The organism is Solitalea longa, from assembly GCF_002920915.1.
Taxonomy (GTDB): domain Bacteria; phylum Bacteroidota; class Bacteroidia; order Sphingobacteriales; family Sphingobacteriaceae; genus Solitalea; species Solitalea longa.
Genome location: NZ_PQVF01000014.1, coordinates 14767 through 28190 on the forward strand (window position 1 = coordinate 14767; position 13424 = coordinate 28190).

The following is a 13424-nucleotide window of genomic DNA, read 5'->3' on the forward strand; positions in this document are numbered from 1 at the left end:
TGTTTTTAAAAAGGCAGAAGCATTTAATGAAAAAACGGGAATAAAATCAATTATTCCCGTTTTTGTATGATTGCTGTTAAAATTTAAGCTTCAACTACTTCCGATTGTGTGTCATCTTCTTCAATAGGAGGCTTTTCCATCACCCTGAAATATCTTTTCTGGAAGACAAGAATCATGGCGACACCTGTTGAAATAGCTGCATCGGCAACGTTAAATACCGGACGGAAAAACACAAATTCTTGTCCGCCCCAAATAGGAAAAGCTTCAGGTAAATGTCCCTGAAAAATTGGGAAATAGAACATATCAACAACACGACCGTGAAATAATGGTGCGTAGCTGTAAATAACACCATAAAGTACACTGTCGATTATATTCCCCAACGCTCCGGCAAATATCAAACTAGCTGCTATCACTAAACCAATCGGATAACGTTGTTTAATAACGTAATGAATTCCGTATCCAATACCTGCCACAGCTGCTATTCTGAACAGGGTTAAAAACAGTTTACCGTACTCACCGGCAAATTCCATCCCGAAGGCCATGCCGTTATTTTCGGTAAAATGAATAATAAACCAGTTGCCGATAATATTGAACTCCTGACCAATGTACATATTGTTCTTGATCCAGGTTTTTAATACTTGATCAGCCAATACCACCAAAACGATGATAAGGATTGCTTTAATTGATTTTTTCAAAGTATATTATTTATTCAATAAATCACCTTAAGGGTTATGATTGCTTTAATTTCGCTTCCATGCTTAAAGTAGTATGCGGAACAGCGCGTAAGCGTTCTTTTGGAATAAGCTTACCCGTTTCGCGGCAAATACCATAAGTTTTGTTTTCAATGCGTACCAAGGCAGCTTCAAGATTTTCAATGAATTTTTTCTGACGAGCAGCCAGTTGATTCACGTGTTCTTTTTCTAATGTTGCCGATCCGTCTTCTAACGCTTTGAATGTACCTGCAGTATCGTCCGTTCCATTTTCGTTAGGATTACTTAAGCTTGTAACCAAAATATGCAGTTCTGCTTTGGCTTTATTAAGTTTATCCAGAATAAGGTCTTTAAACTCCTGAAGTTCAATGTCTGAATATCTGGTTTTTTCAGTCACCTGGGTCCCGTTATTATCCATGATGTTTTCGTTTCCTGTTGTTTAAGTTAAAATGCGCTCTATCTCTATTTTAAGATTTGTTTCTTCAATTTCTATTGTATCTGCAGTGGTATTAAAACCTGCCTCTGTCAAATCAAAATTAGTGCCTAAAATCTCAGCGCTAATGTAGGGAAGGAAGTTCTTGACCGCTGAATCAACAAGGTCATGTGATTCTAATTTAACACTGATCTTATCAGTAACTTCAAATCCTTTATCTTTTCTCAGATTTTGAATTCTGTTAATTAACTCACGCGCAATACCTTCCTGTTTCAAATCATCTGTAATAGTAACATCCAGAGCAACGGTAAGTTTGCCCATATTCGTTACCAGCCAACCAGGAATATCCTCAGATAAAATTTCCACATCCGACACTTCAAGCTTAAGTGCTTCGCCATTTAAGTGTAGGGTAAAGAAGCCTTCCTGCTCCATTGCTGTAATATCTTCTTGTGAGAAATTACTTACAGCCTGGCTCACTTCTTTCATCATCTTACCAACTTTTGGCCCTAAGGTTTTAAAGTTAGGCTTGATCTTTTTTACCAGGATCCCTGCTGTATCATGTATATACTGTATTTCCTTAATATTTGTTTCAGACAGAATTAAGTCTTTTACTTTCTCCACTTTAGCCTGAAACTCGCTATCAAGCACCGGCAGTAAAATCTTGTTAAGCGGTTGGCGAACTTTAATGTCAACTTTCTTCCGAAGTGAAAGCACCATTGAAGAAATATCCTGGGCCATTGCCATACGTTCTTCGAGTTCTTTATCTACTTCCGATTCGTTTACAACAGGAAAATCCGACAAATGCACTGATTCAACTTTATGACGACCGCTTACCGCGTTAAGATCAGTAAACAAGCGCTCGCTATAAAACGGCGCAATTGGAGACATTAACTGTGCAATGGTCTCTAAACATCTGTACAGGGTTTGATAGGCTGAAACTTTATCCTGTGTGTAATCACCTTTCCAGAAGCGACGACGGCATAAACGAACATACCAGTTACTCAAGTGCTCATCAACAAACGATTGAATAGCACGGGCAGCTTTGGTAGGTTCATAATCCGCATAACATTCATCCACCTCTTTTATTAATGAATTAAGTAAGGAGATGATCCAACGATCAATTTCAGGACGCTCAGCTAAAGGTACTTCTGCCTCATTGTACTTAAACCCATCAATATTTGCGTAAAGCGTAAAGAATGAATAGGTGTTGTAAAGTGTTCCGAAGAATTTACGGCGCACCTCATCTAAGCCTTCAATATTGAATTTTAAGTTATCCCAAGGAGAAGCGTTAGAGATCATGTACCAACGTGTAGCATCGGCACTGTATTTACTAATGGTTTCAAATGGATCAACAGCATTGCCTAAACGTTTAGACATTTTGTTGCCATTTTTATCTAACACTAAGCCGTTTGACACAACATTTTTGAACGCTACCGAGTCAAACAACATAACAGCGATTGCATGCAAGGTAAAGAACCATCCACGGGTTTGGTCAACACCTTCGGCAATAAAATCAGCTGGGTAACTTAAATCAAATATTTCTTTGTTTTCAAACGGATAATGCCATTGAGCATAAGGCATCGCCCCTGAGTCAAACCAAACGTCGATTAAATCAGACTCGCGATAAAGCTTTTTGCTGTTTTGAACGAAAACAATGTCATCAACATACGGACGGTGCAAGTCGTGACCATTCGTTTTGATTTTCTCGAGATAAGTTATGTTAGCTTGAGTTTCTTCAGCAGATAATAAACCGGAAGCAACTGCTTCTTCCAGGTGTTTTTGAAGATCAGCCACAGCGCCAACACATACTTCTTCTTCTGCATCAGCACTTCTCCAGATAGGAAGTGGAGTTCCCCAATAACGAGAGCGTGAAAGGTTCCAGTCAACTAAATTTTCCAGCCAGTTACCAAAACGACCCGTTCCGGTCGATTCCGGTTTCCAGTTAATGGTTTTGTTCAATTCAACCATACGGTCTTTCAACGCGGTGGTTTTTATGAACCATGAGTCTAAAGGATAATATAAAACCGGTTTATCAGTACGCCAGCAATGAGGATAACTGTGCTCGTATTTTTCAACTTTAAATGCACGGTTTTCTTCTTTTAATTTGATGGCAATAAGAACATCGGTAGGCTTGAAATCTTCCGTCGCGCGTTCAGCATCAGAATAGTATTCTTCTTTAACGTACCGGCCAGCAAATTCACCAGCTGTCTCTATAAATCGACCTTGGCGATCAACTAAGGTTAATGAACCAATTCCGTTTTGCTTGGCAACACGAAAGTCATCAGCACCAAATGAAGGCGCAATGTGAACAATACCTGTACCATCTTCAGTAGTAACAAAGTCGCCAACAATTACCCTGAAAGCATCGCCGTTATCAGGCTGAACAAAAGGCAAAAGCTGCTCGTAACGGATTCCATCTAGATCACTGCCTTTAACAGAACCAATAATCTGATAAGGAATTGCTTTGTCACCTGCGTTATAACTCTCCATTGGCAAATTCTCATTCTTTTCTGAGAAATACTTTCTGAAAAGGTCTTTGGCTAATACAACCGTTACAGGTTCAAATGTGTATTGGTTAAAAGTATTTACAATTACATACTCAATGTTTTTACCAACTGCCAAAGCGGTATTTGAAGGTAAGGTCCAAGGAGTGGTTGTCCATGCCAGGAAGAAACAGTTTTGGGTATTTAAGGTTGAACTGCTGCTATAGCTTTCCAGTTTTTTAACACCTTCGTTGGTTACTTTAAATTGGGCAACAATGGTAGTGTCTTTTACCATTTTGTAAGTTCCCGGCTGGTTAAGCTCATGCGAACTTAATCCGGTTCCTGCAGCAGGAGAGAAAGGCTGGATCGTATAACCTTTGTATAACAATCCTTTTTTATATAATTCGCTTAGTAGGTACCAAAGCGTTTCAATATAGTCGTTTTCGTAAGTGATATATGGATTTTCAATATCAACCCAATAACCCATTTTTACGGTCAGGTCATTCCATATATCAGTATATTTCATCACCTCCTTACGGCAGGCATGATTGTAATCATCAACAGAGATCTTTTTACCAATATCTTCTTTGGTAATGCCTAAAGCTTTTTCAACAGCAAGCTCAATTGGTAAACCATGGGTGTCCCAACCGGCCTTGCGTTTAACCTGAAACCCTTTAAGTGTTTTATATCTACAGAAAATATCTTTAATTGCCCGGGCCATTACGTGGTGAATACCAGGCATTCCGTTAGCAGAAGGCGGGCCTTCATAAAAGTTATAGGGTTTTGAAGCAGGACGGGAGCTTACACTCTTTTCAAAGATCTTTTGGTCTTCCCAAAATGATAATACTTCGTTGCCAATTGCTGATAAGTCTAACTGTTTATATTCTCTGTATTTCAAAGCCTTAAAAACTAATCTGATGTGTGTTTAAAATTGGACGCAAAGTTAAAGTTTTTACACCAAATTTTTGATTTTCTTTTAAGGCAACGTTTTAAATGAAAACTAATCTTTATTCATATACATACTCCTGAATAGTTGACACGTTTTCTTAGGTAAAGTACTGATAGACATTAAACTTACGAAGTTTGATAAACCTTTAGTTATAACTATTTGTTAACTTAGTATACAATTAACTTTTATTTTATTGGCATTATTTTTTTAGCTGGAAATTAATTAACTTAATATTAGGTTTTTACGAACGCGCAGATATACCCATTTAATATCAATAACTATAACAGTATCAACCAATAATTTTGTTTCTTAAGTATTATCTAAAAACTAACTTGTTAACGCTCTAATTCTGCCTAAATGAACTCAATAGGTAAAAATATTAAATCGCTCCGACAGTCGAGGAACTGGTCACAGGAACAGGTTGCAACTAAGCTGGGAATTACCGCGCCGGCTTTTTCAAAAATTGAGAGTGGATTTACCGACATCAACTTTTCAAGATTGGATCAGATAGCACAGTTATTCGGCCTTTCTGCTGTTGAACTAATTACTTATCATAATCAGGAGGAACAGAAAAAATACAATAGCGAGTTGCAGCAACTAAAAGACAAACTGGCCCTTAGAGAAGCTGAAATTATTGAACTACAGAAAAAAGTTATTTCACTGCTTGAGAAAAGTTAGACTATTAATCGTTCGCGTTTTCTGTTAGATCCAGGTTCATTTGAATTAATGGACGGTTAACTTTTTTGCGGTTAATGCGCTGCTCTAAGCTTAAAAGCAGCGCAGGAACCAAAATCAGGTTCGATAATAAAGCAACCAATAAGGTAATTGATACCAAAATGCCCAACCACATGGTTCCCTGAAAATTTGAGGCTGCAAAAATTCCAAATCCAAAGAATAAAATCCCTGCTGCATAGATCATACTTACCCCTGTTTCACTCAAGGCTAAAGCGATTGCTTTTGAAATACTATTGTCTGGATTTTCTAGCTCCTGGCGATATTTGGTTAAAAAGTATATCGTTTGGTCATTGGCCAAGCCAAAGGCCACACTAAAAATTAAAATAGTTGAAGGTTTTAAATTAATTCCTGCATAGCCCATAATTCCAGCTGTAAAGATCAGGGAAATAATGTTGGGAATTAAGGCAATGCCGTTCATTCGCAAGGAGCGGAACAGGACAAAAATGATGATTGAAATTAATCCTATAGCTAGTAACAAACTTTCCTTTAAGTTTTGAACCAGGTAATCTGTTCCTTTTACAAATATCCGGCTAGATCCCGTAAACACCACATCGAACTTGTCTTTAGGAAAGATAGAATCGGTTTTGACCTCAAGTTCTTTTAAAAGTAAATTCATTTTTTCAGAGCCGATATCGGCCATTTGGAAACTTATACGGGTCTCACTTTTGTCTTTATTCAAGAAGGCTTTTAACATCGATCCTGATCCTTTTCCACTTGATTTACCCGCGTAGGAAAGAATGAATGCTTGTTCCATTGAATTTGGTAAGCGATATTGAGCGGGATTTCCATTGTAAAAACCCTGGGTGGCCATTTTCAACACCTCGTCTAATGACAGGGCCCTTGAAATTTCCGGATAGGATGACACCATATTCTGGAACTTATCAATCCGATGAATGAACGAAGCATTCATCACCCCGTTTTTCTTTTTGGTATCAATGCTAACCTCCAACGGAAGAATTCCATCGAAGTTCTTTTCAAAAAACTTCAAATCCTTATAGATAGGGTCATTTTTTGGTAAATCATCGACCACAAAACCATTTGCGCGCATTTTAGTTACGCCAAATAAGGCAATTGCAACAATAACTGCCGAAGTGATATAAATTGCTTTACGGTGATGAAAAACTAAATAATCGATTTTCGTTAGAAAAGCGGTAATGCGCTTTGCTTCCAAATGACGGGTATGCTTGATTGATGGAGCCGGAAGAAAACTGAAAATGATAGGAACCAATATCATTGAACAAATATAAGTTGCAATGATATTGATAGCAGCCACATGGCCAAACTCGGTTAAAATAGCACTATTGGTAAATGAAAATACTCCAAATCCGATGGCTGCAGAAACGTTCGCAAGCAAAGCCGTAGGGCCAATTTTTTGAACAGCAATTTTCAGGGAGTGCATTTTGTCGCCGGTCTTTTTAAACTCGTTATGATATTTATTTAAAAGGAGTACACTATTGGGAATACCAATAATAACGATCAGCGCAGGAACAATTCCCAACAATAAGGAAATTTGATAATTGAATAATGCAATTACCCCCAAGGCCCAAACCACTCCATTGATAACCACAAGTAATGGGAAAAACACCGCATGAAATTGGCGGAAAAACATGGCTAAAACTACACCTGTGGCAATAAGCGCCAAGAAGAGGAATAAAACAAACTCTTTGGCAATTTTATCCGAAAGTTTACTTCTTACCCAGGGCAAACCCGAATAATGAAGTTCGATCTTATGCTTTTGCGAAAATGTTTCGGCCAGTTGATTGATTTGATTAACAATTTTTCCGCGATATTTTGAATTTAAGATTTGCTTATCAAAAGTGATGGCCATTAAGGTGGCACCATTACTGGTGTTGAATAAAAGCCCATCATAAAATTTTAAGCCTTCAATTCGTTGTTTTAAGGAGTCAACTTCGGCTTGAGATGTTGCCTGATTTTTAACAACAGCTTCCAGTACAAATTTCTTTTCTGCAGTATCCTTTTTTAATTCGAAAACGCGGCCAATAGAAAGTACTTCCTGAATCCCTTTTATAGCTTTTATTTCATTACTTAACTTCGACCAGTCGTTAAAAGTGTCTTTCTGCCAAATGTTTTTGTCGTTCGCCCCTATAACCAATACGGCCCCGTCTTCGCCAAACTTCTCCTTAAATTTATTGTACTCCACATAAGAAGGATCATCCAACGGAAGAACTTTACTGCCAGCGTAAGCCAGTTGCAAATTCTTACTATGATAAGCCATAAACGCGGTTACGCATAAAATTGAAATGATCAGGATATATCGATTCTTAAGTACAAAGTTCGAAATAAAGGTCCACATGGTTAAAAAAATAAGTGTCGCGAAAGTACGTATTTACTTTGATTTGCAATTTTTGATTTATGTTTGATAACTGTTGAAATCCATAAAAATTGTCGTCATTACAAAAAACTAAAGGGATCGTTTTAAAAACCACCAACTATGCCGAAAGCAGTGTGGTTGTATTGGTGTTTACCGAACAGTTTGGTTTGCAATCATTCATTGTAAACGGTGTTAGAAAACCTAAAGCAAAGTTTCCTCCAAGTTTGTTTCAGCACCTCAATTTGCTTGAAATGGTTATTTACCATAAAACAAGCGGAGGGCTGCAACGCATTCAGGAAGTGAGAAATATTCCCGCTTATATTTCTTCCCCATTTGATGTGATTAAAAGCAGCGTATTAATGTTTTTAAACGAAGTGGTTTATAAATGCCTGAAGCAGGAGACCCAGGAGCCGCATTTATTCTCCTTTGTTTATAATGCAATTCAGTTCCTCGACCTTCATCGTGGAAATGTGGCTAATTTCCATTTGGTTTTCCTTGTTCATTTTGCGCGTTTTTTGGGTTTTTATCCCGTGGTAAATAATGCTACGGATAATGAATATTTCGATTTGAAAGAAGCCGTATTTACTAACGTGAGACCAACCCATTCACAGGTAGTGGTGCAGCCTTATAGTGGTTATATAGCCCGGTTATTGCAGTTAAACTTTGAACATATGGAAGAACTGCGAATAAACTCCTCCGATCGTAAGGTCTTATTACATGCTCTAATTGATTTTTATGAATTGCATGTAGATAACTTTGGAAAACTAAAATCATTTGAGGTGCTGGAAGAGGTGCTGGGTTCCTAATTACAGTGAATCATAAAAACTGCCTTGGTGCAGAAAAAATATTCTTGCTGATTATCAACGGGTTTTTATAGTTAGAAAGATTTTTTCAAAAAACATTTTGCGTTTTATAAAAAAGACCTCATATTTGCAGTCCCAAAACGATGGGAGATTAGCTCAGCTGGTTCAGAGCACCTGCCTTACAAGCAGGGGGTCACTGGTTCGAACCCAGTATCTCCCACTAGAATTAAATAACCATCGTTTAGGGAGATTAGCTCAGCTGGTTCAGAGCACCTGCCTTACAAGCAGGGGGTCACTGGTTCGAACCCAGTATCTCCCACAAATCTAAAGCCTCAGAAATTCTGGGGCTTTTTTTTTGAAAAGTTATATAGGTTTTAAACAGCCAATAAGAACCTGTAATAAGTACTTTTCATTTTGTGTATGAGAAATTTTTCATGCATTTTTACAAAACAGCCAGTGAGAAATAATTAGTAACTAATACTTGCTAGTTATACTCAAGTTGAATCGCAACGCGTTAAGTGTTGAAGATGTGAATACATTTATAGGTTACAGCTATACTCAGTACTTGAGTATTAACCATTTCTATTAAGTATATTTTAAAACGAAACAGCCAAATTCTTAAAATATATACTCACAACCAGTTACATGCGTATTCCGGAAGGGAATATTTAATCACTATTTAATATGAAAAAAAACGCGTTAAGCCTTATGCTGCTTTTGATGTTATCATTGGCAACAATGGCTCAGGAACTTGTTTCGCCAAATGGTAATCTTAAATTATCATTCCAGTTATCTGATGGAACCCCAACTTATAAACTGATTTATAAGGGTAAAGAGGTTGTTAAAACCAGTAAACTAGGGTTAGAGCTAAAAGAAGGTGCTTCATTACTTAACGGATTTACCGTTAAGGAAACTAAGTTTAATGAAGTGAATGAAAACTGGTCGCCGGTTTGGGGAGAGGTTAAAACCATTAACAACCATTATAAAGAGTTATTGGTGGTTTTGGATCAGAAAGCTGAAAATAGATTCATTCAAATTCGATTTAGGTTATATGACGATGGATTGGGATTCAGGTATGAATTTCCTCAGCAGGATAACTTGAACTATTTCATTATTAAAGAAGAAAGAACGCAGTTTGCCATGAATGGTGACCATAAAGCATTTTGGTTACCAGGTGATTATGATACCCAAGAATACAGTACCGTAACTTCAAATCTTTCAGAAATTAGAGCAAAAATGAAAGAGGCGGTTACGCCAAATGCTTCTCAGCAACCATTTTCGCCTACAGGTGTACAAACATCATTAATGATGAAAAGCAAAGATGGATTGTACATTAATATCCACGAAGCAGCCCTGGTTGATTATGCCTGTATGCACCTGAACCTTGATGACAAGAATATGATTTTCGAGTCATGGTTAACACCAGATGCAAAAGGTGACAAAGGCTACTTGCAAACACCTTGTAAATCACCATGGAGAACCGTAATGGTAAGCGATGATGCCCGCGAAATACTTGCTTCAAAATTAATACTTAACCTTAACGACCCTTGTAAATACACCGATGTTTCATGGATAAAACCCGTTAAATACGTTGGTGTTTGGTGGGAAATGATCACCGGCAAAAGCACTTGGGCGTATAACAATCTTAATTCGGTAAAATTAGGTGAGCTTGATTATTCAAAGACTACTCCAAATGGTAAGCATGCAGCCAATACAGCTCATGTTAAAGAATATATTGACTTTGCTGCACAGCATGGCTTGGATGCCGTTTTAGTGGAAGGCTGGAACGTTGGATGGGAAGATTGGTTCGGAAAATCTAAAGATTATGTATTCGATTTTGTAACTCCTTATCCAGACTTTAACGTAAAGGAATTACATGATTATGCAGCCAGTAAAGGTGTACGCTTAATTATGCATCACGAAACTTCGGGTGCGGTTCGTAATTATGAACGTCATATAGACACGGCCTATAAGTTTATGGTTGCCAACGGATACAACGCTGTAAAAAGTGGTTATGTTGGCAATATTTTGCCAGCTGGAGAAAACCATTACAACCAATACATGGTGAACCATTACTTGTATGCGATAACAAAAGCTGCCGAATACAAGATCATGGTTAATGCACATGAAGCTGTACGTCCTACCGGTTTATGCCGTACTTATCCGAATTTAATCGGCAATGAAGCCGCGCGAGGAACTGAGTATGAGGCGTTTGGAGGAAGTAATCCTGACCACACCACTATTTTGCCATTTACCCGATTAATGGGTGGCCCAATGGATTATACGCCGGGTATTTTCGAGACCAGGATCAGTAATGTTAATCCTGAGAATAAATCATTTGTTCGTAGTACATTAACCCGTCAGTTGGCTTTATATGTGACCATGTATAGTCCATTGCAAATGGCTGCCGATTTAATTGAAAATTACAATAAGCATTTAGATGCATTTCAGTTTATTAAGGATGTTGCTGTAGATTGGGATGATAGTAAATACTTAGAAGCGGAACCAGGCGATTATATTACCGTTGCTCGAAAAGCTAAAGGAACCAATAACTGGTTTGTAGGGTGTACCAGTGATGAGAACGGACATACCTCAAACTTAACATTCAATTTCCTGGATCCGAATAAAAAATATATTGCTACTGTGTATGCTGATGGAAAAGATGCACATTACGAAAAAAATCCGCAGTCGTACACCCTTACTAAGGGTGTAGTAACCAGCAAAACCAAGCTTACATTAAAGGCAGCTCCTGGTGGTGGATATGCAATCAGTATTATTGAAGCTAAAGATACAGCTTCATTGAAAGGCTTGAAACCAGTTAAATAATTTTGGTTAAAATAAAAGCGTACGATCCGTGGTATAGAGCTATGGATCGTACGCTTTTTTATTTAAGCTTAAGAGTCACTTATTTTAATCGGGCTTTTAAGAATGCCAAACTTATTTCATATGCATCAGCTGTTGATTCTTTATCGTATAGCGGGTTGCTTGGATTTGCAAAAGCATGATCGGCGTTGTATGATTTTACGGTTAGCTTTTTACCAGCTTTTTGCATATTTTCTTCAAACTCTTTCACTACCTGTGGTGTTATCCATTTATCTTTTTCAGCAAAAATACCAAGCACATCGGCTTTTAAGGTTTTAAGTTTTGCTTCATCTTTTTCGGGCATCCCATAGTACATAATACAACCCGCAGCTTGTGGTCCGGCTAATAATGAGGTTTGCATGGACCAGCCTCCGCCAAAGCACCAGCCAATGGTGACAATTTTAGCCTTTGTCCCGGCATATTTAATTGCCGCATTAATAATGCTATGGGCCCTTTCTTCCGTTACACTTTGCATATATTTCGACGCTTCATCCCTGTTGGTAGCTACCTGCTTATCGTATAGATCAAGTGCGATTACGTTAACATTGCCAAGGGCATGGTATAGTTTTTCTGATTCTTGCTTAATGTAGTTATTGAGTCCATACCACTCGTGAATAACAAAAATATAATTGTTAGTAGGCTTGGCGGCTTTGAACTCATAAATATGAGCTTCTTTACCATCTGCTGCCGGGATCATTACATCCCTTCCAATTTCACTTTTATATTCAAATGGAATAGGATCAAGGTGTGATTGTACAAATTCCCTATCTGTGGAAAATTGCGCGAATTCTTCCGTACTGCTTGCAGATGAAACCTGGCAACAGCTCATTTTAGATTGTGTAAATCCTAAAGCAGGCAATAGCGTAAGGGTCAATAAAAAAAGTTTTTTCATAATAGTCAGATCTTTAAAGAACTCTAAATTAAAGGGATGTTATCAGTTTGATGATATAAAAATAGCCATTTTTCATCTACTGCGGTCCATTGTTTAACTAAAGTCGGTTGTTACTTCTACCTTTGCGCGGCTTCGTGCATCTTCAATAAAAAATATTAAATTCAGCTATCAACTCAAATAAAATATGTCAGTTAATATTCCTTGTTTAGACCTAAATGACTATGTAAATGGTACTCCAGAACAGCGTAAGCAGTTTTCGGAGGCTATTGGCAAAGCATTTAATGATACCGGTTTTGTAACCATCAAAAACCATGGGTTGAGTGATGAGCTTATCAATTCGCTATATGTGCAGGTAAAGCAATTATTTAGCTTACCCGATGAGCAGAAGAAAAGCTATGAGAAAATTGAACTAGCCGGACAGCGGGGTTATACCAGCAAGGGAAGGGAGCAGGCAAAAGGAGCAAAAACTCCGGATTTAAAAGAATTTTGGCAAATTGGGCAGTATGTTGAAGGTGAACAATTAAGCAAAGAAGCCTATCCTGATAATTTAGAAGTAGGGGAGTTGCCTGATTTTAACAGGATTACTAAAGAAGTTTATAAAAAGCTTGAAGCAGCGGGTAGGGACCTTTTAAAAGCCATTGCTGTGTATCTTGGTCTCGAAGAATTCTATTTCGAGAAAAGGGTATTTAATGGAAATAGTATTTTACGTTGTATCCATTATTTTCCCATCGAAGATCCTGATGCCATTTCTCCTGATGCTGTAAGAGCCGGCGCCCATGAAGATATCAACCTAATTACTTTATTGATCGGGGCTAGTGCCGACGGATTAGAGGTACTAACCCGAGAAGGAGAGTGGTTCCCAATTAAAGCCGGACAACAAGATATTGTAGTAAATGTTGGTGATATGTTGCAAAGGTTAACTAATGGCAAACTGGTTTCTACTACACATCGTGTGGTTAACCCACCCAGAGAATTGATGAAAACTTCGCGTTTTTCAGTTCCGTTCTTCCTGCATCCCAAATCAGAGGTTGATCTAACTTGTTTATCATCTTGCATTGATGAGCACCATCCCAAGCAATTTACAGATATGACAGCCGGAGAGTATCTTGATGAACGTTTACGCGAAATTGGATTGAAGAAGTAAGGAAGGTTAGAAGTACGAATTTAACAATCGGAAGTCCGAGATCAGAAATATGAATAAAAAAAGCGCAACCGAATATCGATT

The 13424-nt window shown here is 37.9% G+C and carries 9 protein-coding genes and 2 tRNA genes; 6 read left to right on the top strand and 5 right to left on the bottom strand.

What is annotated here, in order from left to right; genetic code table 11:
• Nucleotides 1-83: 83 nt before the first annotated feature.
• From C3K47_RS16805 to ileS, 3 genes are read right to left on the bottom strand one after another with little or no spacing between them, the layout of a single operon-like run.
• Nucleotides 84-695, bottom strand: coding sequence for a lipoprotein signal peptidase (locus tag C3K47_RS16805; protein WP_103790330.1), 612 nt, complete (start codon nt 693-695; stop codon nt 84-86).
• A gap of 34 nt (nt 696-729) precedes the next feature.
• Entirely contained in the window at nt 730-1128 is a 399-nt protein-coding gene (locus C3K47_RS16810) for a TraR/DksA family transcriptional regulator (RefSeq protein ID WP_103790331.1), read from the bottom strand.
• A gap of 21 nt (nt 1129-1149) precedes the next feature.
• Complete coding sequence (ileS, locus tag C3K47_RS16815; RefSeq protein ID WP_103790332.1) at nt 1150-4524, bottom strand: isoleucine--tRNA ligase; 3375 nt, start codon at nt 4522-4524, stop codon at nt 1150-1152.
• Between the two features lie 408 nt (nt 4525-4932).
• Here ileS and C3K47_RS16820 point away from each other — a divergent pair, with 408 nt between their 5' ends.
• Entirely contained in the window at nt 4933-5253 is a 321-nt protein-coding gene (locus C3K47_RS16820; protein WP_014681542.1) for a helix-turn-helix domain-containing protein, read from the top strand.
• Between the two features lie 4 nt (nt 5254-5257).
• Here the strand turns inward: C3K47_RS16820 and C3K47_RS16825 are convergent, their stop codons facing one another.
• On the bottom strand, nt 5258-7624 hold the full coding sequence (locus tag C3K47_RS16825; RefSeq protein ID WP_103790333.1) for an efflux RND transporter permease subunit: 2367 nt from the start codon (nt 7622-7624) through the stop codon (nt 5258-5260).
• Nucleotides 7625-7713: 89 nt separating this feature from the next.
• Here C3K47_RS16825 and recO point away from each other — a divergent pair, with 89 nt between their 5' ends.
• The 4 genes from recO to C3K47_RS16845 all read left to right on the top strand — a co-directional run bounded on the left by recO (nt 7714) and on the right by C3K47_RS16845 (nt 11271).
• A complete protein-coding gene (gene recO, locus C3K47_RS16830) occupies nt 7714-8448 on the top strand; it encodes a DNA repair protein RecO (RefSeq protein WP_103790334.1) in 735 nt (244 codons plus the stop codon).
• A gap of 142 nt (nt 8449-8590) precedes the next feature.
• Nucleotides 8591-8665 (top strand) — tRNA-Val (locus C3K47_RS16835).
• 24 nt (nt 8666-8689) lie between these two features.
• Nucleotides 8690-8764: transfer RNA gene (locus C3K47_RS16840), tRNA-Val, on the top strand.
• Nucleotides 8765-9129: 365 nt separating this feature from the next.
• Complete coding sequence (locus C3K47_RS16845) at nt 9130-11271, top strand: glycoside hydrolase family 97 protein (RefSeq protein ID WP_103790335.1); 2142 nt, start codon at nt 9130-9132, stop codon at nt 11269-11271.
• 79 nt (nt 11272-11350) lie between these two features.
• Here the strand turns inward: C3K47_RS16845 and C3K47_RS16850 are convergent, their stop codons facing one another.
• Nucleotides 11351-12199, bottom strand: a complete 849-nt coding sequence (locus tag C3K47_RS16850) for a dienelactone hydrolase family protein (protein ID WP_103790336.1) — start codon at nt 12197-12199, stop codon at nt 11351-11353.
• 184 nt (nt 12200-12383) lie between these two features.
• On the opposite strand from C3K47_RS16850, the gene C3K47_RS16855 reads away from it, so the two are divergent.
• The gene (locus tag C3K47_RS16855) at nt 12384-13343 is read left to right on the top strand and encodes an isopenicillin N synthase family dioxygenase (protein ID WP_103790337.1); all 960 of its coding nucleotides are present in this window, start codon (nt 12384-12386) and stop codon (nt 13341-13343) included.
• Nucleotides 13344-13424: the final 81 nt, after the last annotated feature.